General features: G+C 30.5%; 17 protein-coding genes. 10 read left to right on the top strand and 7 right to left on the bottom strand.

The window, feature by feature from the left end:
- On the bottom strand, positions 1 to 219 hold a 219-nt coding region (locus BUB51_RS13325), incomplete at its 3' end, for a hypothetical protein (protein ID WP_278293829.1).
- Between the two features lie 163 nt (positions 220 to 382).
- On the opposite strand from BUB51_RS13325, the gene BUB51_RS06410 reads away from it, so the two are divergent.
- The 9 genes from BUB51_RS06410 to BUB51_RS06375 all read left to right on the top strand — a co-directional run bounded on the left by BUB51_RS06410 (position 383) and on the right by BUB51_RS06375 (position 15971).
- Positions 383 to 1147: an ABC transporter ATP-binding protein gene (locus BUB51_RS06410; protein ID WP_073196371.1), complete on the top strand. Its 765-nt coding sequence runs from the start codon at positions 383 to 385 to the stop codon at positions 1145 to 1147.
- Positions 1134 to 1934, top strand: coding sequence for an FtsX-like permease family protein (locus BUB51_RS12725; RefSeq protein ID WP_159430393.1), 801 nt, complete (start codon positions 1134 to 1136; stop codon positions 1932 to 1934). The genes BUB51_RS06410 and BUB51_RS12725 overlap by 14 nt, the downstream gene beginning before the upstream one ends.
- Positions 1935 to 2053: 119 nt before the next feature.
- Positions 2054 to 3019 (top strand): ABC transporter permease, encoded by a 966-nt coding sequence (locus BUB51_RS12720; protein ID WP_083599530.1) that lies wholly within the window; start codon positions 2054 to 2056, stop codon positions 3017 to 3019.
- A 59-nt stretch (positions 3020 to 3078) separates the two neighbouring features.
- Positions 3079 to 3753: a response regulator transcription factor gene (locus BUB51_RS06400; protein ID WP_073196370.1), complete on the top strand. Its 675-nt coding sequence runs from the start codon at positions 3079 to 3081 to the stop codon at positions 3751 to 3753.
- 710 nt (positions 3754 to 4463) lie between these two features.
- On the top strand, positions 4464 to 13139 hold the full coding sequence (pulA, locus tag BUB51_RS06395) for a type I pullulanase (protein WP_073196369.1): 8676 nt from the start codon (positions 4464 to 4466) through the stop codon (positions 13137 to 13139).
- Between the two features lie 319 nt (positions 13140 to 13458).
- Positions 13459 to 13746: a nitrous oxide-stimulated promoter family protein gene (locus BUB51_RS06390; protein ID WP_073196368.1), complete on the top strand. Its 288-nt coding sequence runs from the start codon at positions 13459 to 13461 to the stop codon at positions 13744 to 13746.
- 22 nt (positions 13747 to 13768) lie between these two features.
- Complete coding sequence (locus tag BUB51_RS06385; protein ID WP_083599529.1) at positions 13769 to 14239, top strand: MarR family winged helix-turn-helix transcriptional regulator; 471 nt, start codon at positions 13769 to 13771, stop codon at positions 14237 to 14239.
- Positions 14240 to 14253: 14 nt separating this feature from the next.
- Entirely contained in the window at positions 14254 to 14616 is a 363-nt protein-coding gene (locus tag BUB51_RS06380) for an HsmA family protein (protein WP_073196366.1), read from the top strand.
- A gap of 416 nt (positions 14617 to 15032) precedes the next feature.
- A complete protein-coding gene (locus BUB51_RS06375; RefSeq protein ID WP_073196364.1) occupies positions 15033 to 15971 on the top strand; it encodes a dipeptidase in 939 nt (312 codons plus the stop codon).
- A 29-nt stretch (positions 15972 to 16000) separates the two neighbouring features.
- On the opposite strand, the gene BUB51_RS06370 is transcribed toward BUB51_RS06375, so the two are convergent.
- Both BUB51_RS06370 and ftsH read right to left on the bottom strand, forming a co-directional pair.
- A complete protein-coding gene (locus BUB51_RS06370) occupies positions 16001 to 17665 on the bottom strand; it encodes a DNRLRE domain-containing protein (protein WP_083599528.1) in 1665 nt (554 codons plus the stop codon).
- A gap of 118 nt (positions 17666 to 17783) precedes the next feature.
- Entirely contained in the window at positions 17784 to 19343 is a 1560-nt protein-coding gene (ftsH, locus tag BUB51_RS06360) for an ATP-dependent zinc metalloprotease FtsH (RefSeq protein WP_073196363.1), read from the bottom strand.
- Between the two features lie 225 nt (positions 19344 to 19568).
- Here ftsH and pepV point away from each other — a divergent pair, with 225 nt between their 5' ends.
- Entirely contained in the window at positions 19569 to 20969 is a 1401-nt protein-coding gene (pepV, locus tag BUB51_RS06355; protein WP_073196362.1) for a dipeptidase PepV, read from the top strand.
- Positions 20970 to 21063: 94 nt separating this feature from the next.
- Here pepV and ptsP read toward each other — a convergent pair whose 3' ends face one another.
- The 4 genes from ptsP to BUB51_RS06335 form a co-directional block, all read right to left on the bottom strand.
- Positions 21064 to 22770, bottom strand: coding sequence for a phosphoenolpyruvate--protein phosphotransferase (ptsP, locus tag BUB51_RS06350; protein ID WP_073196361.1), 1707 nt, complete (start codon positions 22768 to 22770; stop codon positions 21064 to 21066).
- 14 nt (positions 22771 to 22784) lie between these two features.
- Positions 22785 to 23048: an HPr family phosphocarrier protein gene (locus BUB51_RS06345; RefSeq protein ID WP_073196360.1), complete on the bottom strand. Its 264-nt coding sequence runs from the start codon at positions 23046 to 23048 to the stop codon at positions 22785 to 22787.
- Between the two features lie 138 nt (positions 23049 to 23186).
- Positions 23187 to 25223 (bottom strand): glucose-specific PTS transporter subunit IIBC, encoded by a 2037-nt coding sequence (gene ptsG, locus BUB51_RS06340; protein ID WP_073196359.1) that lies wholly within the window; start codon positions 25221 to 25223, stop codon positions 23187 to 23189.
- 454 nt (positions 25224 to 25677) lie between these two features.
- Positions 25678 to 26514: a BglG family transcription antiterminator gene (locus tag BUB51_RS06335; RefSeq protein WP_073196358.1), complete on the bottom strand. Its 837-nt coding sequence runs from the start codon at positions 26512 to 26514 to the stop codon at positions 25678 to 25680.
- Positions 26515 to 26959 lie beyond the last annotated feature (445 nt).

The following is a 26959-nucleotide window of genomic DNA, read 5'->3' as shown; positions in this document are numbered from 1 at the left end:
ATAGGATAAAAAATAATATAGTGAATTCAAAGTTTTGACCGTATATTTTTTTATAAAGTTATCGTATATAAACTTTATTGACCTTACTTCTTCAAGTGCAAGTATTGACAGTATTAGCCAGTAAAATATATTAAAGCTTCGCTTCTTAAAAATATGTCTATATTCATATAAATATTGTTTTAATGTTTGTTTTATAGAGTTTTTGGATATACTAATCATAATCAGACATCTCCTAGATTTTTTTTTAGTTATGATTAGTATTCCTAGGATTTAGATGTCTGATTTTTCTACTTTATGGAAGCTAACTCTTTATTTCTTGTAAAGTGGTGTAAAATTAATAATATAAAGAGAAAATAAAAGATTATAGAGGGAGGTAGAACAGATGAAAAGTGTTTTAGAAGCTAGAAACTTGAAAAAGGTATATGGCTCTAGAGGAAATGTCTATACTGCACTTCATGGAGTAAGTTTAGAAATAAAAGAAGGTGAATTTGTTGGTATAATGGGACCTTCAGGAGCTGGGAAAAGTACTCTTTTGAATATAATTTCAACCATAGATAAACCTACTTCAGGAAATATTATTATAGATGGAGAAGACATATTAAAAATGGATGAAGATAAATTATCTTTATTTAGGAGAAACAAATTAGGATTTATATTTCAAGATTTTAATTTACTCGATACTTTAACGGTTAAAGAAAATATATTGCTTCCATTGGCTCTTTCAAAGGTTAGTCCTAGAAGAATTGAGGAAAAAGTAAATAAAGTAGCAAATATATTGGGGATATCCGATATATTAAATAAATATCCGTATGAGATTTCAGGAGGGCAAAAACAGAGAACGGCAGCGGCTAGAGCTATTATAAATGAGCCTAAACTTATACTTGCCGATGAGCCTACTGGAGCACTCGATTCTAAATCATCAACAGAGCTTTTACAAGCATTATGTGATTTAAACGAAAATAATAAAGCTACTATAATGATGGTAACACATGATGCTTTTGCAGCAAGTTATTGCAAGAGAATATTATTCATAAAAGATGGAGTTATATTTACAGAACTTGTAAAAGGAGAAAGCAGGAAAGAATTTTTTCATAAAATACTTGATGTTCTAGCGGTACTTGGAGGCGATGGGAATGACTTTATTTAATATTTGCATTAAAAACATAAAGAGAAATTTTCGCAATTACTTTATATATTTCATGTCTATAGTATTTAATGTAATTATATACTATATGTTTTCTTCTATTAGATTTAATGAACAAATTATCAACTTTATCAAAGGAGAGGAAAAGGCTTTAATAGTATTTAAATTTGCATCCATAGTACTATTTGTATTTTCGTTAATTTTTATATGGTATTCAACTTCTTTCTTTATGAAAAAAAGGAAAAGAGAGATAGGGCTTTATTCGCTATTTGGAGTCAAGAAAAATCAGATAGGAAGAATGTTGTTTTATGAGAATATAATAATGGGTATGATTGCTCTAGGAATAGGTTTATTATTGGGAAGTATATTGAGTAAACTATTTATAATGATATTATTCAGATTTATGAGCATTTTAATAACAGTAAAGTTTGTAATAAGTTTAAAAGCTATTTTAAATACTATTTTTGCTTTTGGCATATTGTTTTTAATTACATCGATACATGGATATACCATAATTTATAGATTTAGTATTATTGAACTTTTTAAAGCAGAGAACGTCAGAGAAAAAGAACCTAAAACATCAGTAATTATGGCTTTAGGTTCGATACTAATTATGGTTATAGGTTATATAGTGGGACTTAAAGTTAATACGAACAATTTTTTAGTAAATACATCTATCGTTTTTGCAGCATCTATTATTGGAACATTTATGTTTTTTAGTTTCTTTCTAGTGTTTATTGTAAAAATATTGAAAAAAATAAAAAGAGGTATTATAAAGGGATTAATTTAATAGGAATAAATCAACTATCATACAGAATAAAGAGTAATTCGATAACATTATCGATAATAGCAATATTAAGTGCCGTTACATTAACTTCTATAGGAATAACATATTCACTATATTATACTATGGCAAAGGAAAATCTTATTTCACATCCTTTTTCTTATTCATATATTACTAATGATCGTGCTATAGACAAAAAAGTTGAAAGTATTATATCTAAATATCCTGAAAATAGATTGCTAAAATCAGTTGAAGGGGAATTTATTAGAGTTTATCAGAAGTCTAATGATAAAACGAAAGAAGTTTATTTAATATCAGAAAGTAAATTTAATGAAATAGCTAAAATAAGAGGATTAAAAGACAGAATACATCTAGCTGACGATAATGAAACAGTATTATTAAAATATTACAGATCTAAAGATGAAATAGCGGCAGGGAAAGTGATAGAATTATCATCAAAAAATCGAAAACAAAAATTTAAAATCGTAGCCCATAAACAGTATTATGCTATGAATATACATAAAATTAATGCAACGTTTGTTGTCAAAGATAATGTCTATAACAAATATTATGATAAAAATAATGTTGACAGGATAAAGGGGTATAAAGTAGAAAATGAATTAAATAGCAAAGAAATGACAAGAGAAATTATAAAGGCATTACCTAGAGATGTTGAATTAAGCTATTTTTTAGAAAACATTTCTATTATAATGTTTTCTGGAATGTTTTTATTCATTGGTGTCTTTTTAGGATTAGTGTTTTTAATTGCTAGTGGCAGTATTATATATTTTAAACAATTAACAGAGGCTAATGAGGAAAGACAGAGATATTTAATACTAAAGAATATAGGAGTAAGTAAGGAAGAAATAAAAGAATCTATTGCAAAGCAAATAGGAGTAATATTTGGTTTTCCTTTAATCATAGGAATATCTCATAGTTTAATCGCTAATATTATGAATTACAAATTATTTAATCTAAATATAAAAGGCCCTGTAATTTTAACTATGGTAGCGTATATATTAATTTATTTGGGATATTATTTCTTAACTGTAAACTCATATAATAAAATTGTGAATTCAAAAACTGTCTAGATAATAGGCAGTTTTTGTTGAGTTAAGATATAATGAAAATAAAAAATGGAGGATAAAACATGTTTAAGATTATGATAGTTGAGGACGATTTAAAGATAGCACAAATTGTTAAAGAAAATCTAATAAAATGGGCTTTTGATGTTAAAGTAGTAGAAGATTTTTCTGATATTTTAAATGTTTTCAGTAAGTATAAACCTCATTTAATACTGATGGATATTAATCTTCCTCTATATGACGGATTTTATTGGTGCAACCAAATAAGAAAATTTTCAAAAGTACCTATAATTTTTATCTCCTCTAGAAATACAAATATGGATATTATTATGGCTATTAATATGGGCGGAGACGATTTTATTAATAAGCCTTTTTCTATCGATGTTTTAATAGCAAAAATTAATGCTATTCTCAGAAGAACGTATTCTTATATGAAAGTAGAAAGCGAGGTTATCGAACATAATAATGTTTTTTTAAACATAAAGGATAGTTGTGTTTTATATGAAGGGAAACAAGTAGAACTTACTAAAAATGAATTTAAGATTATGTATATACTGATGAAAAATGCAGGTAGTATAGTAAGTAGAGATAAAATTATGAGGAGTCTATGGGAAGATGAAAGTTTTGTAGACGATAATACATTGACTGTAAATATTAATAGATTGAGAAAAAAGCTAGAAGAAATAGGGATTAAAGATTTTATTAAAACTAAAAAAGGACAAGGGTATATTGTATTGTAATATTGAATTATTGATTTATACTAATGGTTATTTTAGATATGAACTATATATTTTTATTGGTAAATAAAATACAATTTTAATTTGTAATTTAGAATTTTACTGCAGATATTATAGTGAAAAAATACAGTTTTATTTGTCGACCCCCGGTGATGCAAAAACACCCGGGAGTCTACAAATAAAAAAGTGCTTCAAACTCGCATAACTTCGTGTTATAATATTTATAAAATTAAAAGGTTAATTATGGTAAGTATTTATTTTTAGCGATTTTTGATGGGTTTTAATCGTACCAGTATGGAATTGAAACTTCTTTATCTTCTTTCGGTAGCTTTCTAATTCTAGGGTTTTAATCGTACCAGTATGGAATTGAAACAATCTTTTTTTCGGAGTTCCTTGATTGCTGCTAATAGTTTTAATCGTACCAGTGATGGAATTGAGATGTATTTAGTATTGTTTAATTTTCTATTTGGAATAAGAGAAAATTTCACTAGAATTTTGGTGCGAAATCTCTGAATATTTGGTTGACAAGTTTGATTTTATATTTTAAAATCTACGTATGGGGGTAGAGGAGTTTTGTTGTTATTTATTTTTTTGCAATTTTGCAACCGTTTGCACAAGACTTGCTTTTAATTTTTTTGCATTAATGCAATCGTTTGCATAAATGCAAAAGAGATGAGTTTGAATCAAAAAATTATAGGAAAGGAGAGTTTTAAATGTTTAACAGAAGCAAAAAAATTATTTCTCTATTGTTAGTAACTATTATGATGTTTGGAATGTTTTTAGGAATCATACCAAATACATCTGTAGAAGCAAGTTCTAACGATAATATTATCATTGACGGTAATTTTGATGATGCATGGAACAGTGTGCCTATAATAGGTGAATCACCGTATAGCGGATTTGAAGGTTTTAATATTGGCAATTTACGTTTATACAATGATTCTGATTATCTATTCTTTTGGGTGGATGCTGTAAACGTTCCTAGTTGGGGAGAAAAAGGGATGTTTATTGATATTGCCTTAAATGTGAATGATGAGGATTCAGGAATATCTTCTAATCCGTGGGGCTTTCAATTTAATTTTAATGGTACAAATGCAAAGCCAAATTATCATATTATGATGAGATTGAAAAATGATAGCGAAGTTAATGGAGCTGCTTTATATTCTTCATCAGATTTTGCAAATTCTATATTAGCAACTTGGACTGATTTAAAAGGTGCAGAGTTTGCAATAGATAGAAATAATGGATTTGAGGGGAAAATACCTTTAAAAGAGATGGGACTTAAAAATGGGGATAAGTTAAAGGCTATTGTAGTTTTAAGTGGAGATAAAGAAGCAGAGCATGGGGCTTTTGATGTTATTCCATATGCTGAAGGGAATACGATTGCAAAGAGTTGGCATGAAAACTCAAATCCAAATGTCCAATCAATATATAGTAGTACATATGTAATAGCAGGAATAGAAGAACCTAAAACATTAGAGGTTATATCTACTAAACCTTATGATAAAGCGAACGATGTAAGCGTAGATTTAGATAAGATAGAAATAGATTTTTCTGAAGATATAAATTTATTATCAGCCGAAGATATTACTGTAAGCGAAGAAGTATATAGCGCTGTATACAGTGAAGGTTCAAAATTGATACTTAATTTAGAGGAACCTTTGAAGTATGATACAACTTATACGGTTAATATACCAGAGGGAGTAGTTAAGGGATTAGACACTGGGACTACAAACAAACAGATAAGTTTCTCTTTTACTACAGAAACAGCTTTTAGAAGTCCTGTAGTAGAAAAAAATGAGGTTACTTTTATTTACAAAGGCGATGATAATACTAAAGATGTAAGAGTGGCAGGAGCATTTAATAACTGGGCTGCAGATGGAGATAATGCTATTTTATTGGCTAAAGGAGAAAATAATATCTGGACAAAAACACTCGATATTCCAACGGGTGTATATGGTTATAAGTTTATAGTTGATGGAAATTGGATTTTAGATCCTCTAAATGACAAGAAGATAGCAGGAGGATATGGGGATGACAGTAAATTAATTGTTCCGGGGATTATAATAGACACTCCAGGAGAAGTCGAAAAAGGTGATACTGTTTCTTTAACAGCAGAATTTTTAAATGAAGATGGAAGCAAAGGAACAGTTACTCCAAATTGGAGATTGGATAAAGTAGTAGCAGGAGTAACACTAGATGGAAACAAACTTATAATCTCACAGGATGCACAGGTTGGTGAAAAGTTTACAATAGAGGCAGATATAAATGGTTATTCAGCAAAAAAAGAGATTACTATTTTAGAAAAGATGTATACGTACACAATTAATTATTATAGATATGATGGGAAACAAAGAAGTTGGGATATGTGGATTTGGGAAGATGGAAAAGAAGGTAGTGCTTATCCATTTACTGGAACAGATGAAGAAGGATTTGCAACTGCAACATACAAATTCCCATCTAAAAAAATAAATATAATAACAAGACCTGGTAATTGGTCAGAACAGGAAATAGATAGGGCTGTTGAGATTAAAGAAGGAGATTCGGTAGAGGTTTGGATTATTCAGGGAGAAGGCGAAGTCTATTATAATAGAGAAGATGCCGATATCTCTGATAAAGTTCTTGCAGCAATGATGGATTCTTTAAATGAGATATATGTTACTACTACCAATGCTGTAGAAGATAGTGATTTAGGAACTTTCAGATTGATTGATGTAACAAATGGGAATAAGAATATACAAATAAATGCAAGTTTGATGGGTTCAAATAAAGTTAAGATTACAGTACAAGATTCTGATCTGATAGATGTTAGAAATATATATAAGGTAGAGAGCGATAAGTTTAAAGGCTGTATAGTAACAATGAGAAAAATATTGGACGATCCTAAATTTTATTATGACGGTAATGATTTAGGATTAACTTATACAAAGGAAAAGAGTACATTTAAAGTATGGGCACCTACGGCTAAAAAAGTGAGTGTTGCACTATATGATGATGCAGGAGATTATAATTCATTTGGAATAGTTGAAGATCATAGCGGCGGAAGAGAAATAGAGATGAGCCGTGAAGAAAATGGAGTATGGACTTTAACTGTTAATGAAGATTTAAAAGGAAAATATTATATGTATAGAGTAGAATTTGCTGATGGTACAGTAAATTATGCAGTAGATCCATATGCAAAAGCAGTTTCTGCGAATGGACAAAGAACAGCTATAGTTGATTTAGAAGAAACGAATTTTGAAGGTTGGAATCCGGGATATAAGCCACCTATGATTAATCCAACAGATGCGGTTATATATGAGCTACATGTAAGGGATTTCTCTATAGACGAAAATTCTGGAATAGTTAATAAGGGTAAATTTAAGGCATTCACAGAAACAGGTACAACATATAACGGCATAAAAACAGGAATTGATAGTCTTGAGGAATTAGGAGTAACTCATGTTCATTTATTACCTTCTTTTGATTTTAAGACAGTAAATGAATTGACAGTAGATGATCCTAATTCAAAAGATCCAAAATTTAATTGGGGATATGATCCACAAAATTATAATGTGCCAGAGGGTTCATATTCTACAGATCCACAAAACCCTGTGATGCGAATAAAAGAATTTAAAGAAATGGTTCAGGCACTTCATAATAAAGGTATAAGAGTGATAATGGATGTAGTGTATAATCATACATTTAGTGTTGAAAATGGGCCATTTAATAAAATTGTTCCAGGATATTTCTATCGTACGGATGATATAGGAAGATTTACAAACGGTTCTGGATGTGGAAATGAAGTTGCTACCGAGAGGCCAATGGTTAGAAAATATATTAAAGATTCTGTGAGATATTGGGCCGAAGAGTATAATGTAGATGGATTCAGATTTGACTTAATGGGGCTTATAGATGTACAGACAATGTCAGAAATAGCAAAAGAACTACATGAAAAAGTTGATCCTACAATATTAGTTTATGGAGAGCCATGGCAGGCAGGAGGTTCTTCATTACCGAATGAATTGCAGACTACAAAAGGAAAGCAAAGAGGAAAGGGTTTTGCAGTATTTAATGATAATTTACGTGGAGCTATCAAAGGTGGAAGTGATGATGCAAGTAAAGGATTTGCGACAGGAGAGCAAGGAAAAGAGTATGCTATCGTAAAAGGGATAATGGGATCGGTAAATGATTTTACAGATAGTCCTACAGAGACTATTAATTATGTAACCGCTCATGACAACTTAAATCTTTGGGATAAAATCATTAAGACTCAAGGATTAGAAGAAAAGGAAGGCTTTATTCATATAAGAGATGGAAAGTTAATTGGAGAAGATGCTGAAAAGTACGATAGCGTAGATGAGGCAGTAAATGCAGCAACTGTGCATCATGCCGTTGATTTAAATAACGTTTTAGAAAACGAGACTGTTAAGCGTTCTTTACTTGCAAATGGTATTGTATTAACTTCTCAAGGTATCCCTTTCATTCATGCGGGAGATGAGTTGTTAAGAACTAAATTTGGAGATCATAATAGTTATAAGAGTCCTGATGCAATCAATAAGATTAGATGGGAATATAAAGCGAAATTTAAACCTGTATTTGATTACTATAAAGGGCTTATTGAGTTGAGAAAGGCTCATCCTGCATTTAGGATGACAACTAAAAAGGATGTAGAATCTAATATTGAAATCTTAAGACAAGATGGAAATGTTGTTGCATATAAGCTAAAAGATTATGCTAACAATGATACATGGAGAAATATAGTAGTTATATATAATGCTAATAAACATTCAGTAGATGTAAATCTTCCTAATGATTCTGATACATGGAATATAGTTGTAAATGATAAAAAGGCAGGAACAGAGGTTATAGAAACTATAAAAGGTTCTACAGTTACTGTAGAAGGGCTTTCAATGATGGTTCTTTATGATAAAGCTAATGATTATACACCAGTTCCAACTAGCATTGAGCTTGATGCAAAAGAAATAGGATTAGAGGTTGGAGATGTAAGAAATGTAAAGGCAGTAGTAAAAGATCAGAATGGAAAGCCTATGTTATATCAGCCAATTGAATGGCTATCTTCTGATGAAAATGTTGCAATTGTAAATAATGGAAGAATTACTGCTGTTAAAAATGGCGATGCAGTTATTACTGCTAAAGTTGGAGATATTGAGGAGACAATAATTGTACATGTTGGCAAATTAGTTCCTTCTGAAATTATAGTAACAGGAGAGAATACAGTTTTTGCTACAAGAAAAATACAGCTTACTGCAACAGTAAAAGATCAGTATGGCCAAGAAATGACAAATGCATCGGTACAATGGATATCTTCTAATACTGAAATAGCCGTTGTTGATTCAAATGGAGAAGTTACAGGTATAAGCCCAGGGAAGGTAACTATTATAGTAAAAGCTGGTGAAGTAACTTATGAACATAAAATAGAAGTGAAAGAGTATGTAAAAAGATATATAAGATTTAAGTATATAAGGCCGGATAAAGATTATACTGATTGGAATTTATGGGTTTGGTTTACTGGAGTAAGAGATGGACAAATTGATTTTGAAAAAGTAGAAGATGGAGCAGCGATTGCAAATATTGAAATTAGTCCAGATACAAAAGAGGTAGGGTTTATATTAAGAAAAGGTACAGATTGGAATACTGCAAAACAAGATATTCAAGAAGATAGATACATTAAAGTAGATCCTGATCAAGTTATAACAAAGGTTATAGTAACAAGTATGGTAAAGGAATTTAAGACAATTCCTTCGGTAAATGGCCCTGTATTAGAAAATGGCGGTGTTACTTTCTACTATAGAGATGAAGAGCTTTACAGAAATGATGCTATGGATACACTTGACGGCGTGAAGGTTAAAATAGATGGTAAAGAGTATGATATGGAATATATACCAGAAGATGAATTGTATGTTTATGCTTTAAGAGATATTTCAGAAGGTACACATGAATATTCTTTTGTTGTTACTAAAGATGGAGAAACAATTGAAATACCAGATCCTAAAAACGTTAATGAAGATGGAAAGTCATATATTGTGTATAAGACTTTAAAATTAGATATAAAAGCATCGATTACACCAAATGAAATTGATTACAACCAAAATGCGGTGTTGAGTCTAGAAATTACTTCTGATGGAGAACCTGTGAAAGTTAAAGGAATTTATGCAGATTTAAGTGCATTAGGAGGAAGTAAAGAGCTGCCTATAAGTGATGAATTAAAAGAAATTAGTATTGCAGTAAGAGATGATGTAACGGCAGGAACTAAAACAATTCCTATTAAGGTAATTGATGAGTATGGAAAAGAACACTTTAAAGATGTAACAGTTGAAGTAAAACCAAGGTTATCTGTTGGAGAACTCGATTTTGATTGGGATGAAGCAAGGATATACTTTATAGTTACAGACAGATTTAATGACGGGGATAAGAGCAATAACGATCCATATAACATAGGTTATGATACAAGTAAGCCCGGTACTTATCACGGTGGAGATTTTGCTGGTATTATTGAAAAACTTGATTACTTGAAAGAATTAGGGATAAATACAATTTGGATTACACCGATTGTTGAAAACATTAAGTTTGATACAAGACATGCAGAAAATCCACATATTACACCTTATTACGGATATCATGGATATTGGGCAAGTAACTTTGAAAAACTAAATCCTCATTTTGGTACTTTAGAGGATTTCCACAGATTAATTGATGAGGCACATGAACGCGGCATTAAGATTATGGTTGATGTGGTTGTTAACCATATTGGATATGGATTAAAAGAAAATGACCCTGGTATTGGAAAGGGTATACCTAATTTCCCAACAGATGAAGATAGGGAAAGATTTAAAGGAATGCTTCGTGAGAATCCTTCAGATGGAGATCCTATAACACAGGAGTTAGCAGGATTGCCTGATGTTAAAACTGAAGATCCTAAAGTTAGAGAAAAAATTATCAACTGGCAGGTGGCTTGGGTTAAGGAACTTGGCAGAACAGAGAAAGGTAATACTATAGACTATTTCCGTGTGGATACTGTTAAACATGTTGATGATGTAACATGGATGGCATTTAAGAATGAATTGACAAAGGTAAAACCTGATTTCAAATTGATAGGTGAAACATTCGGTGCAGGCCCAGAAAATACTATGGGAGATTTGGGAAGTGGCAAGATGGATTCACTATTAGATTTCCACTTCAAATATACTGCACAGAACTTTGTAAATGGTGAAATCGATGATGTAGAAAAATATCTTGAAAAACGAAATGGTATTTTAAATAATACAGCTACATTTGGACAATTTTTAGGAAGCCATGATGAGGATGGATTTTTAGAACGAGTAGGAAGAGATTTAGGTAAATTAAAAGTTGCTGCATCATTACAAGTAACAGCAAAAGGACAGCCAGTTATCTATTATGGTGAAGAGTTAGGAATGTCAGGTAAGGCAGAGTATCCATATTACACTAACAGGTATGACATGACTTGGGATAAAGTAGAAGGGAATGATGTATTAGAGCATTATAAGAAAATTTTAAATATAAGAAAGGCTCATTCAAAGGTAATGGCAAAAGGTATAAGAAACAAGATTGCCGGTTCTGATGAAGAAGGATATCTTGTGTTTGAAAGAAAATATGGTGATGAGTCAATTGTGATTGTTCTAAACGTTAAAAATGAAGAAAAGACAATAACAGTAAAAGTACCGTTTGAAGCAGGAGATAAGGTAGTAGATGAGTATAGTGGAAATGTATATACTGTTGATGACGAAAATCGTGTAACTTTCTCGATACCAAGCATGTCTGATGGTGGAACTGTAGTTTTATGTCCTCAAATACAAATAAAATTAGAAAGTATAAAAATAAATGCAGAAAAAACTAACATAGAAGTAGGCGAAACAATAGATTTAAGTATAAATGGGAAAATGAGTAATGGAAAAGATGCAACAGAAGAAGAAATAGGAAAAGTAAAATGGGAAACATCAGACGATAGTATAGCATCAGTAGATGATGAAGGAAAAGTAACAGGAAAGAAAGAAGGAAAAGTAGAAATAACAGCTAAATCAGGAGACATTCAAGATAAGATAGTAATAACGGTAAAATCAAAATCTTCTCCAAATGAACCAACTGGAGATAAAGATAATAATAATAACAATAATGATAATAACAATGATAATAGTAAATATAACTATGAAGAAAAAAATAATAAAGAAAAGGGTAATGAAGTAAAAGATGAAAAGAAAAAAGATTTAGGAACTTTAATAATAACGAAAGATAAAAATGGAGATAAGAAAGCTGAAATTAGAACTGATGAGAATAAATTAATACAAAAAATAAAAAATGAAGGAAGTGATATTGTAGAAATAGATGTAGTAAAAGGTGAAAAAGAAGAATTTAAGCAAGTTTCAGTAACTATATCTTCTAATTCGGTTTTAAAGGCATCAGAATTTGGTAAAAAACTGTTAATTAATACAGGAGAAGCGATGTTGGAATTTGATCCATCGTCTGTAAAGGTAGATGAGAAAGAACAAGTAAATATTGTGGTTAAGAAACTCAATAAAAAAGAGTCAGATGAGATAATAACTAAAGTAAAACAAAAAGGGTATAAATTGGTATCACAGTCTTTAGACTTCTATTTGACAGCTAAATCTAAAAAAGATGAAAGAAAACTTGAATTTAGTAAACCTATTGTAGTAACTATTAAATTTGATGCCGAAAAAGTATTTGACAAGAGAAAGATTGGAGTATATTATTACAATGAAAAAGAAGATTCATTGCAATATGTCGGCGGAAATGTAAAAGATGGAGATAAGATAGTATTTGAAGCAAAACATTTCAGTAAATATATGGTAATGGAATATAATAAGACATTTGCTGATGTCGATACATCATGGGCAAAAGAGGAGATAGAAGTTCTTGCTGCAAGACATATAGTAGATGGATTAGACGGAGTAAACTTTGCACCAAATAAAGCTGTAACTAGAGCAGAATTTGCAAAATTATTGGTTGAAGCATTAGATTTAGAAGCAGGTGAAGATAAAGTAAGATTTTATGATGTACCAGACGGAGTTTGGTATAAAGAATTTGTAGAAACAGCAGCTAGTTTGGGAATAGTTACTGGATATAAAGGTAAATTTAATCCAAATGATAGAATAACGAGAGAAGCAATGGCTGCAATGATAGTTAGAGCTCTAAAATATATAGCACCAAATATGGATTATAGTCATAAAGATATTAATTTTGCTGATAGAGATTCTATATCTGATTGGGCAAAAGATTTAGTTGGTGTAGCTTATAACAAAGGAATAGTAAATGGAGTAGACGAAACAACATTTGCGCCAAAAGACAATGCAACAAGAGCACAGGCTGCAGCCATCATATACAGACTTCTTCATTTACTTGACAGGATATAAAAATATTCCGGTGGGTTACCACCGGAATATTTTTGCTAATAATAAAAAAGGATATGAGTTAAAATGAAAATTGCAATAATTTATCATAGTGAAACAGGAAATACTCACCATATACTCATTTTGGTGCCGTATGTATAAAAGATGGAAACGAAGAACAAAAAGAAAGAGTTCTAATTTTTGCTGAAAGAGTTGCGAAAAATGTAAAGAAATTATTAAAAGATATACATTAAAATTATAAACACTATTGTATTTTTTATCCGATAATAGTATACTAATAATAGTTCGCATGCGAAATATTTAATAATGAAGGTGAAATATAATGGATAAACTAGAGAATGAAAAGAGACTATTGGAGGAAATGATTAAATTATATTGTAAAAAGAAGCATGGTACAGAAGAAAATTTATGTCCAGATTGCAAAGAACTAATGGAATATGCTTTCTATAGGCTTTCAAAATGTCCTTTTGGGAATAATAAAAAGAGCTGTGCTAGTTGTAACATAAAATGTTATGATAAAGAACACAAAGATAGAATTAAAGAAGTCATGAAGTTTTCAGGATGGAGGATATTTTTTAGACATCCTATCATGACGTTAAGACATTTTTAAACCGAAGCGAAAGGAAGAAATATTGAAAAAATACGAGAATGTGGTGGGAAGTGATGATGTGTCAAATGAAATAAAGGGATTGGAAATTGGTTTATTAATAAGGGAAATAAATTCAAAGATTAATAGCAATTTGAGGCATGAATTTGAGAATACTGGATTAACCGTTCCGCAAATAATGCTTATTAGGATACTTGTAAAGAATAAAAGATTAAAGGTTAGCGAAATAAGTAAGAAAATGAATCTTGCTAATAGTACAGTTTCAGGAATAATTTATAGGCTTGAGAAGCAAAAAATATTAAAGAAAACACGAAGTAGTGAGGATAAAAGGATAACATACATCGAACTTGCAGATAAAGGCCGTGAAATAGGTGAATATTTTCACAAAACTATAAATAGTTATTTTCAAAAAGTCTTCGAAAAAGTAAGTGAAGAAGATATGAAAGTCATTTTTGATGGGCTTCAGACATTAAAAAAAGTACTGGATAGGTGCTGAAAGGAGTAATGTCTATGTTAAATTTTGCTATTATTTTTATAACGAGTGCATTGGTTTGTTATACTATTGGAGTATGGAGTGAAAAAATAGCCGGCATACTTAAAACATGGCATTTAGTATTTTTCTGGATAGGATTTGCCTTTGATACTTTAGGGACAACACTTATGGGAAAAATAAGTGGAGGCTTTAAGTTTAATGTACATGGAGTTACTGGACTAATTGCTATTTTGCTTATGCTGTTTCATGCAGTTTGGGCTACAATAGTTTTATTAAAGAAAGATCAAAAATCAATGAAAAACTTTCACAAGTTTAGTTTATTAGTCTGGTTTATCTGGTTGATTCCTTATTTTACCGGAATGGTATTAAATATGATTTAATATTAAGAGAGTCATGAAAAATTATGACTCTGAGCTTGTTGACAAAGTAAAATGTTTTATGAAAATGACGCTCATGCGGACGAATTTAGAAAAAACTTAAGGCTCAAATTTTTAGAAAATCCTAACGCACCTAATCAAGACCTCCTGTCTTGTAGGATGCTGGTTTGACCTCCTGTCAAACCTACGGATTTTCTCAAAAATTTTCGCCTAGTTTTTTAACTAAATTCTTTCAAGCATTCGCTTTCATTTTCATAAATATTGAAAAATATAAGTTTGTCAACAGTCTGAGAGTCATGAAAAATCATGACTCTTTTTATGTATATTTTTACATAAATTTTCGTTTTCAAATTTTTTCTGGTATTATGATTATATAGTAATTTTAAAATATTTAGTTGATAAGGGAAGGGAAGTTTTAGATGAAATTGATTGACTTACATTGTGATACTATGAGTAAAATTATCATGGCTGAAAATAAAGCGGAATTAAAAGAAAATGATTTTCATGTTGATCTTGAAAAGTTAATTAAGGCAAATTCTTTAGCTCAATTTTTTGCTCTCTATATAGACATTGAAAAAGTAGATGATTATTTTCAGTATTGTTTAAAAATGTTAGATAGATTTTATCAAGAACTTGAAAAAAATAATGAAAAAATTGCAATAGCTAGAAGTTATCAGGAAATGGTTCAAAATGAATCAAATGGTAAAATATCAGCTTTTCTTACAATAGAAGAAGGTGGAATGTTAAAAGGTAAGTTATATAATTTAAGAAATTTTTATAGATTAGGTGTAAGGTTAATAACTCTCACATGGAATTATCCTAATCAAATAGGCTATCCAAATTATAAAAGAGAATATATGACTAGAGGACTTACACCTTTTGGTAGAGAAGTTGTAAGAGAAATGAATAGACTTGGAATGATTATAGATGTTTCTCATTTGTCCGATCAAGGGTTTTTTGATGTAGCTTCAATATCTACAAAGCCGTTTATAGCGTCTCATTCAAATGCCCGTTCTGTAAGAAATCACCCAAGAAATTTGACAGATGAGATGATAAAAATACTTGCTGAAAAAGGTGGGGTAATGGGGATAAATTTCTGTTCAGCTTTTTTGAGTGATAGTTATGTAAGTAAGATAGAAGATATAGTTATGCATATTAAACATATTAGAAAAGTTGGGGGAATTGATGTAATAGCAATTGGTTCTGATTATGATGGAATTAGTTGTGAATTAGAGATTTGTAACATCAGTAAGATGGATAAATTATTATATGTATTAGAGAAGAACGGTTTTTCATCTGAAGAAATAGAAAAGATATTTTTTAAAAATGCTAAAAGAGTTATTAAAGAAATTCTATGAGTCAAGGGATATCCCTTGACTCGTTTATGTTAGTTGATAGGGAATTGTTGAAGTATTATTTTTTTCCAGCGTTCTTCCCAGATTTTTTTAGAAAAATGTTCAGATATTTTACGTGCATTTTTTCCCATATCTTTTCTTAATTCAGGATTATTTATAAGTTTAATGATTGCGTTTTTTAAATTTTCCTTGTTTATCTCTATTAAATATCCATTGTAACCGTGGATTATTAAATCAGTGAGTCCTCCTACTAATCCTGCAATTATTGGCTTTTCGCATGCCATGCCTTCAAGTAGTGAAAGAGAAGTTCCTTCTGAATATAATGATGGAATAAGGACTATATCTGCATCTTTATAAGCCTTATACATTTCGTTCATTTCATACCAAGTGTATTCTATTCGAGGGTGTTTAGATGCAAAAATTTTCATGTGTTTTTCAGACTGTTTATCTCCTCTTCCGACAAAAGAAAATATGATATTGTCATATTCGTTGACTAGTTCGACGGCTACATTTTTACAAACAGTCCATCCTCTGCCTGGATGTAATCTACGAGGATATAGTATCTTAATATATTTTTTATTGATTGGTTCAGTCTTGCTTGGTTTAAACGTTTCTAAATCTACATAATTAGGGATATATACTTTTTTACATTTGAGATTTGGATTGACTGCATTCAGCCAATTTATTGTATTTGTATCTACAGATACGAGTAAATCTACGGCATTAATACTTTGAAATAATCTGCTGTACCAAAGTTTAGAACGCCACCATTGACGTTCAGATGAGTCCCACCAGATACCATGACTTATACAGATAGAGTTAGGGAATACGTGCGGATATGTTACGTCCATATTGAAATATATATGGTAATCATAATTTTTGGTTATTTGATAGAACATTTTATTGAGCCTTATAAAGAAATCTTGATGAAAACCCGGATTTCCAATCCCTTTTATTTTAATACCTTCATAACTTCTCTCCCATTCTTCGTATATTGACGGTTGAAAGACATCTACTTCATATCCAAGTTTTTGCAGGAGTTTAGCTAAATCAATTAAATATCGTTCTCCACCGCCAAATAAACATCCATTACCATCCCATTCAAAAAACTGGGGAGTAACGATAGCGATTTTAGGTATAGGTTTTAAATATATTTCTCTTTTTTCTTTTATAGTGAATGTAATTTCTAGTCTAGGCCTCCAGTCCTTATTATTATGTCTTTGACTGCAAAGCCCTAATAGAGATGCTTTATCTTTTTCGTTTTCAGCTTTTATGATTATACCAAAGTTTTTTCTCGGGTTTTTTAACCATTCTCTAGCATATTCGGTTATATCCCAACTTATAGGTTCCCATAGATGGCAATTGATTTTAGTTTGTATTTTTCTGCTTTTATCATATTTAGGCTGATCTAAATAGTTTACATTTTTATCATTCCATTTTCTAGTTATAGGATGTATACTAAAGGTATTTTCCTGTTCCATATAGTCATTTCGTATACAAAAAAGAGTCAATTTTGCATTGATTATATTACAATTTTTGGGAAGACTGCTCAAATCAAATTTTAATAGTATTCGGTATTTTGTAGATGATTTAAAGTGTCCTAAAAAGTAGTGGGTTTGATTTGAGAAATTTTTATTTTTTAAATAGCTATCTATAAAAGTATCCATAATTGGAGAAATATATATTGTTTTTTGCACAGTATCACCTGCTTTATAAGATAATGGGGAAATAATAAAAATATAGTTCTACTATAAAATATTATTTAATATAAAAAATGTGCCTTAAAATATTATAAAAAAGAAAAAGTGCCACGAATTAAGTGGCAGATTTTATAGGAGTTTCATATTTAGAAATTATGTTTTCTAATTCATTATTTTCGATAGTTTCATATTCAAGAAGGTAATTTGCAATTTCTATAAGGATTATTTTGTTTTCTTTAATTAATTTTATAGTTTTTTTATAGCAATCATCTATTATCATTTTTATTTCTTTGTCTATTTTATCTATATTATATTTTATATATTGTTCTTTGATAGCTATATTTCCTAAAGAGCTCATACCATAGCTGCATACCATTTCTTGGGCAATTTCAGTGGCTTTAGATAAATCATCTTTTGCACCGGTTGTTATTTCGTTAAATATAACTTCTTCGGCAGCTCTTCCTCCTAGAAGAACCATGATTTTAGAAATGAGTTCTTCTTTTGTATGGAGATATCTGTCCTCATCAGGAAATTTTAATACATATCCTAAAGCCTGCCCTCTAGGCACTATAGAAATTTTTTGAATTATATCGACTTTTAACAGTTTGCCTATTAGCGCATGCCCTGCTTCATGGTGAGCAACTATCCTTTTTTCTTTAAATAAAATTGACGGATGTTTTAGTTCTAATCCAGCAATTACTCTCTCTATAGCGGAATTAAAATCTTCAATATCTATTATAGTTTTATTTTTCCTTACGGCTATTATAGCAGCTTCGTTTGCTATGTTAGCTAATTGAGCTCCTGAAAATCCATGAGTTTTTTTGGCTATTTCTTTAATTTTTACACTAGAGTCTAATGGTTTATTTTTAGTATGGACTTTTAATATTTCTTCTCTAGCTCTTACATTAGGGTTGCCGACATATATATGTCTGTCGAATCTTCCTGGCCTAAGTAGGGCTTCGTCTAGTAAATCAAGTCTATTTGTAGCACCTATTACGATGATAGTTTGATTTTTATTAAAACCGTCCATTTCAATTAGCAACTGATTTAATGTTTGATCTTTTTCATTATTACTGTCTAGATTTCTCTTTGAACCTATTGCATCTATTTCGTCGATGAATATTATGCTAGGAGCTTCTTTTTTTGCTTTTTCAAATAAAGTCCTTATTCTTTTTGCACCGACACCTACATATTTTTCTACAAATTCTGAACCGCTGGCATAGAAAAAAGATGAATTAGTTTCACCTGCTACGGCTTTAGCTAGGAGAGTTTTGCCAGTACCAGGTGGCCCATAAAAAAGTATGCCGTTTGGAATTTTAGCTCCCATTTTATTATATTTTTCAGGATTATTGATAAAATCTATAACTTCTTGAAGTTCTTCTTTTATTTCATCTAATCCTGCAACATCATTAAATGAGATTTTTGGCTTGTTATTATCTTTAGAGCCATCATCATTTTTTTTCTTTTCATTAGTAATGGCTGCAGGGACTAGCTGTGGTTTACTGTCAAGTTTTAAATAATATATTAATAAACATAAAGATATAGCCCAAATAAGGAAACTATCACCTAATGTAAAGTTATTAAGTGATAGAAAATTTAAATATTTAGCATGAATTAAAAATGAAGATATTGTTAGACTAATTATGGTTAATATTAATATTATTTTCTTTTTCAATATAGAACCACCCTTTATGTTATATTTTTTAGTCAAACTGAATATTATGATGAAGTACGAGTTTAATACTATATTATTTTTTACTATTAGTTTAACCAAATAGGTATGTAATATTTAATAGACATATAAGTTATAAAGGAAAAAGAGACAGTATATAGAATAAGTTATAATGACTATATTAAAATTTTTAATTTAAAAAAATTTAAAAGAACAGGAGGGTTTATTATGAATTTTGAAAAAATAATAGACGGCTATAAAGATGATATTATTAAATCGACTCAAGAACTTATAAGAATTAAGAGTGTTGAAGGTGAGCCAAAACCGGGTATGCCATTTGGTGAAGGACCTAATGAAGCTCTTGAATATGCATTGAGATTGGCTGAAAGTATGGGTTTTAAAACTTTAAATGTTGATGGATATGCGGGACATGCAGATTTAGGAGAAGGAGAGGATGTTATAGGAGTATTGGTGCATTTAGATGTTGTTCCAGAAGGTGATGGTTGGACTTATCCGCCATATGCTGCTGAAATACATGACGGGAAAATATACGGTAGAGGAGCCATTGATGATAAGGGGCCTACAATAGCATCTTTATATGCTATGAAGGCTATAAAAGAATCTGGAGTTAAACTTAATAAGAAAATAAGAATAATATTTGGAACTAATGAAGAATCTGGGTGGGGTGGTATAAATTATTATCTTAAAAAAGTAAAAGCTCCAAATTTAGCTTTTACGCCAGATGCTGATTTCCCAGTTATAAATGGTGAAATGGGCATATTGATTTTTAATATCGAGAAAAAGTTTGAAAGGAAATGCGATTGTGCGGTTAAGATAAATTATATTAAAGGCGGTAATAGGCCTAATATGGTTCCGGATTATTGTGAGGCTCTTCTTGAAGTGGCCGATGAAAAGAAAAAGTTTGTTAAGGAAAAATTAGATAAATTTGTAGAAAAGACAGGGTATAAACTTTCATTAGATGATAGAGGAAAGCAGGTAATAATTAAGTCTTACGGAATATCTGCACACGGCAGTACTCCGCAGGCGGGTAAAAATGCTATTTCTCAATTGATTGCATTTTTAGGAGAAGTAATTGAATGTGATTGTGATGCAAGCGAATTTGTTAAATTATACAATAGAAAGATAGGCATGGAATATAATGGGCAATCTATAGGATGCGGATTTGAAGATATTGTATCTGGTAAATTAGTATTTAATGTTGGCGTTATTGATATGAATGAGGAAGGGGTTAAAGTTTCGGTAAATATAAGATATCCGATAAAATATAAGCGTGAAGATATTTATAACGGAATGGAGGAAGAATTGAAAGGTACAGGAGTAAGGATAGTACATATAGAACATTTACCACCTATATATATTCCAAGTGAAGATACACTTGTTCAAAAATTAATGAGTGTTTATAGAGAAGTTACTGGCGATTATGATAGTAAACCTATTACGATAGGTGGCGGAACTTATGCAAGAGCCATGAAAAATGCTGTAGCATTTGGGCCGTTATTCCCTGGACAAGAAGAATTAGCTCATCAGAAAGATGAATATATAGCTGTAGATGATTTGATTAAAATAACAAAGTTATATGCAAAGGCTTTGTATGAGCTTGCAAGATAATTTTAAATAATTAATGTTGTTTGTTTTTTAATGGTATTAAAAATGGGCTGAAAGCTAATAGCCATAGAGGCTATTAGTTTTCAGCCCAAATAGTTTATTTAAAATAATTTTCAATAAATTTTTCTATTTCTTCGGCTGTATTCATTTTAAGTATTTCATCTGACAATTTTTTCATTTCTTTACTGTTAAGAGATCTGATAAGTTTTCTTGCAGGAAGTATAGATATAGGACTCATACTAAATTCATCTAATCCAAGTCCTAAAAGAATAGGTATCATTCTCTTGTCTCCTGCCATCTCTCCACACATACCAACCCAAATTCCTTCTTTATGTCCATTGTCTATTACCATTTTAATTAATCTTATTACAGCTGGATTAAATGGGTTGTATAGATGTCGTATCTTTTGATTCATTCTGTCTACTGCTGTAGTGTACTGTATTAAGTCGTTTGTTCCTATGCTGAAGAAATCTACTTCTTTTGCTAGTATGTCCGATATTATTGCAGCTGATGGAACTTCTATCATCATTCCTACTTCTATGTTTGAGGCGTATTTTACCCCTTCGTTGTCTAGTTCTCTTTTTGCTTCTTCTAGTATTTTCTTGGCTTCTAGAAGTTCTTCTAGGCTTGATATCATTGGAAACATTATTTTTAGATTTCCATATATGCTTGCCCTAAGTAGTGCTCTTAATTGCACTTTGAATATTTCTGCTTTGTCTAAACATAGTCTTATTGCCCTGTATCCTAGAAATGGATTCATTTCTTTGTCTATGTTTAAGTAGCTGACTTCTTTGTCTCCTCCTATGTCTAGTGTTCTTATTACTACTGGTTTTGGATTCATTGCTTGTAGAACTTTTTTGTATGCTTCGAATTGTTCTTCTTCTGTTGGAAGCGTGTCTCTGTCCATGTAAATGAATTCTGTTCTATAAAGCCCTACACCTTCAGTATCGTTTTTGATTAGTCCTTCTATGTCGTTTGGTGTTCCTATGTTCCCTACTATTTCTACTTTGTATCCGTCTTTTGTTATGCTTGGTTTACCTTTTAGATTTTGTAGTTCTTTTTTCTCTTTTTCATGTTTGTTTTTTAATTCTTTGTAGTGATTCATTTCTTCTTCACTAGGGTTGATTATTACTTCTCCTGTTTCTCCATTGAATGCTACTATATCGCCCTCTTTTAAAACTTCTGTGATGTCTTTTAGTCCAACAACTGCTGGAATTTCTAGTGTTCTTGCCATTATTGCGGTATGAGAAGTTCTTCCACCTATATTTGTAAGAAATCCTAATACTTTTTCTTTATCCATGTTTACTGTTTCTGAAGGTGTCAAATCGTCGGCTACTAATATAACTTCTTCATCTAATACTGATAAATCAATTACCTTTATTCCCATTAAATTTCTGAATACTCTACCTGATACATCTCTTAAATCTGAAGCTCTTTCTCTCATATATTCATTGTCCATAGCTTCAAATATGGCTATGAATTGTTCTATGATTTCTTTAAATGCATATTCTGCATTTACGCCTTCACTTTCTATTTTATTTAGAGTACTTGAAATTAGTTCGGGATCTTCTAAAATCATAATATGTGCATCAAATATAGCCGATTTTCCTTCATCAAGTTCCTTTGCTGCCTTTTCTTTTATATTTAGAAGTTGCGCTTTAGATTCCTCTACGGCTTTTTCAAATCTATTTTTTTCTTCTTCTATATTTTCAACGCTTTTTTTCTCGATAACTAATTCTTCATTCTTTATCACTAAAGCTTTTCCAAATGCTATACCCGGTGAAGCTCCTGTTCCGATTTTCATATGAATACTCCTTTCTAGGCTTCATTAAATTTAGATTCTATAAGCTTTACTAAAGCTTCCATTGCTTCTTCAGCATCTGGCCCATCTATAATAAGTTTTATTTCATCATCTTTTTTTAATCCTAAGCTCATTAAGTTCATTATAGATTTTGCATTTAAAATATTTCCATTAAACTTAATTTTAATATCTGATTTGAACTGTGATGCTGTCTTTACAAATACTGATGCTGGCCTAGCATGTAATCCTGATTCATTTAATATTTTAACTGTTTTTTCCATTACATATCTCCTCCTATGACAGTATTTTTTAAACTTGGGCTTTTAGCTAATAGCTTGTAATCAATAGGCAATATTAAATTTTATTTAAGCTATTAGCCTCAAGCCCGGTGACAGTTTCTTTTAAATAGTCAAATTAACCTAATTATTTATATTAACTATATTTTTCTCTCCAGCCTTTACTTTTTTACCTGCTTCAAATACTACTTTTTCACCTTCAGAAAGATTTGTGAAGATTATTGGAGTTATTACTGAAGGCGCTTTTTCTTTTACTTTATCAAGATTTACACGGAGAATAGGCTGCCCCGCTTTTACTGTATCTCCTTGATTAACGAGTGCTTCAAACCCTTCTCCTTTAAGATTTACTGTATCTATTCCGAAGTGAATTAATATTTCACGTCCATTATCGGCTAAAATTCCTATTGCATGTTTAGTTGGGAATAACGTTGCTATTTTACCGTTTACTGGAGATACTACTTCTCCATCTGTTGGCTCTATTGCAAAACCGTCTCCCATCATTTTGCTTGAAAATACTTCATCAGGGACATCTTTTAATTCTAATATTTTTCCAGTTGAAGGAGAAACGAATAAATCTTCGCCTTTAACTACTTTAATATCTTTTTTGTCATCATCATTGTTTTGACTTTGTATACTTGTTATTTTGCCTGCCATTACGTTTTTAATTTGAGTTTTTAATTGATCTGATTTTGGACCAAATATAGCTTGTATATTGTTTCCAACTTCTAAAACTCCGGCAGCACCAAGACTTTTTAATCTTTCTTTATCTACTTTGCTTATGTCATGGACACTTACACGTAAACGAGTAATACAAGCATCTAGTGTTTTGATGTTTTCTTTTCCTCCAAGTGCTTCTAATACATTTACTGCTAAATCTCCAGTTTTTAATACTTTATTCTCAATATTTACATTTGGATCTTTTTCACGTCCAGGAGTTTTTATATCGAATGTACGTATTGCCCATCTGAAGCCAAGGTAATATATTACTGAAAATGCTAATCCAACTACTATAACTAGCCACCAAGCAGTACGATTAGGAAGTACACCAAATAGTAAGAAGTCTATAACTCCACCTGAAAATGTCATACCAATTTTGACATTTAGAATGTGCATAATCATAAATGATAAACCCGCAAAGATTGCATGAACTGCAAATAAAGCTGGTGCTACGAATAAGAAAGTGAATTCAATTGGTTCGGTAATACCTGTTAAGAATGACGTAAGTGCTGCTGATGCCATAATACCAGCAACATATTTTTTATGTTCTTCACGAGCTTCATGGTATATAGCAAGAGCCGCTGCTGGTAAACCGAACATCATGAATGGGAATTTACCTGTCATAAAAGTACCAGCAGTTAAAGTTACATTATCTTTAAGCTGTGCAAAGAATATAGCCTGATCTCCTCGTACAAGATTTCCAGCTTTGTCTATATATTCGCCAAATTCAAACCAGAATGGTGCATAGAAAATATGATGTAATCCAAATGGTATCAATGATCTTTCAACTACACCAAAAATAAATGCTGCTAATGTTTTATTTGCATCGATCAATCTATAAGAAAATGCATTTAAAAATCCTTGAATTGTAGGCCATATAAATACCATTCCAATACCTAGAAGTAATGAAGAAAATGCTGTAATAATTGGAACAAATCTCTTTCCTGCGAAAAAACCTAAATATGGAGGTAATTCGATGGTGTAGTATTTTTTATACATGTTGGCAGCTAAAATACCGACTATAATACCGCCAAATACACCTGTTTGTAGAGTAGGAATTCCTAAAACTTGTGTAAACGCATGAATATTTTCTGCTATTTCTGGCCTTAGAGCTTGAGTAAGAATGCCCATTGTAACATTCATAACTAGGTATCCGATTACTGCGGCTATACCTGCAACTCCTTCTCCACCGGCTAGTCCTACGGCTACACCAACTGCAAATAATAATGGCAAGTTAGCAAATACTATACCGCCAGATTGTTCCATGACTTTTGCCACCACTTGAAACCAGCCTACATTTAAGGCAGGTACTTTTGCTAGAAAAACAGGATTTTGAAACGTATTACCAAGAGCCAGTAGTATTCCGGCAGCAGGTAATAAAGCAACTGGAAGCATTAATGCTTTACCTATTTGTTGTAAAACTCCAAACGCTTTTTTAGACATTTCTACCTCACCTTTCCCTTTCTTTTTTTGCTTTTGTTGTTAACGGTTTTAATAATTAAAAAAGGCATGAGTAAAGGAGCGAAATAATAATGAATATGAGTTATTATTCCGCTGATTTAAACCTTTTACTCATGCCTGATCGAATCAGTAACACGTAAAAATTATAAATATTTTATTGTCTAAAAATATAGGAAATCATAATAAAGTTTTATTATTTTAAGAAATCAATATTGCTTTTATCAAGACTTTGTCTAATATGCGTCCTGATAAACTGCATTGAAATACGGGTAATTAACATAATTTTTGGAGCTGAAGGTTTTGTTTTTTCTAAACCTATCAACCACAGAAAAGGATTATATCACAAAACGTTTTCTTATTCAATACATTTTTTTATTTTTTTGCTTTTTTCGACATTTAAAGTTCTTAATTCTTAAATGTATATTTTGTTTTTTAATTATTTTTTCAAATTGTTGATTTTGTGTAAATGGAGAGCTATATATCCTATTTCACTTTCAGGTACGGGTTTTTTTAATGTTTTTTCCATAATTTTAGATATATCATATGCTATTGAAAACTCATATTGAAGTTCTTCCTTAATTTTAGGTAATAAATTATCTTTATGACATTTGTTATTTACGACTCTGTCTATAACTCCTATAAGATGCATAATAAATCTTCTGCATATAAAAGATTCTTTGTCAATTTTCATCTTAATTTTCTTTTCGACAAGCTCTAAAATTTTATTAATAAGTATAGAATTCTCGAGGGCTTCATTTTTATTTCTATTGCCTCTACCACCATAGATGTGAAGTGTTATAAAACCAATTTCAGCTTTAGGGATATCTATGTTTAGATTTTTCTTTAGAATTTCAACTGCCTTTTCAGCTAGTTTGTATTCTACAGGATATAGAATTTTAGTTTCGAAAAGAAAAGGATTTACAATTTCGATACCTTCTTTTAGCCTTTTTATTGCAAAATTTATATGATCAATAAAACCTAGATAAATATTTGGATTTAACTTTTCTCCTAATTCTTTTTCTACCATTTCGATGATATTTTTAGATATTTCTATGATTTTAGGGTCTACTGTTTCTAAAAAATTTTCGTATTCATCTTCATTTAAACCTTTTAAAGATATAAACTTTTCTTCTATGATTTCAGGATCTTCTATTACATAACCTTTCTTTTTTCCGAAACCGATGCCTTTTCCAACCAGTATTAAATTTTGTTTGTTTTTTTCAACTAATACCACATTATTGCTTAAAATTTTTTTGATGGTATATTTATCCATAGTCATCACCGTCATCATATTATATTTTGAAAATTCTATCTAATGCAAATTAATATATTATTCTATTTTTTTATAAATGTCAATGGAAATATATATTTAACAGAGATTTCGCATCAAATTTCCAGTAAAAAATTTGTTTTTACTAAAATTTTATTTTTTAACATTTACTTGAATAACTGGGAAGCCTGTAGACCGATAGGTCTTAAAAATAGTTACACCTCCCCCTACCCCAAGAAATTTTAATAATCAATTTCCAGTTTTATTTTTAATTATGTTTTTTCAAATATTGGATTTATCCAATCAGCTTCTATAGTAAATCTTTCATCTCTTATATCTTCAATAATATCTATCTGCAACATTCTTTTCTTTCTAAATCCTCTAATACACCTAAAGAAATATAATTGCATAAGATTAAATGCTATTATTATAAACATTAGTACAGTCT

This window comes from Caloranaerobacter azorensis DSM 13643, assembly GCF_900129995.1.
In the GTDB taxonomy this organism is placed as follows: domain Bacteria; phylum Bacillota; class Clostridia; order Tissierellales; family Thermohalobacteraceae; genus Caloranaerobacter; species Caloranaerobacter azorensis.
The sequence above is the reverse complement of the archived record's forward strand: the minus strand, read 5'-3'. Positions and strand labels throughout refer to the sequence as shown.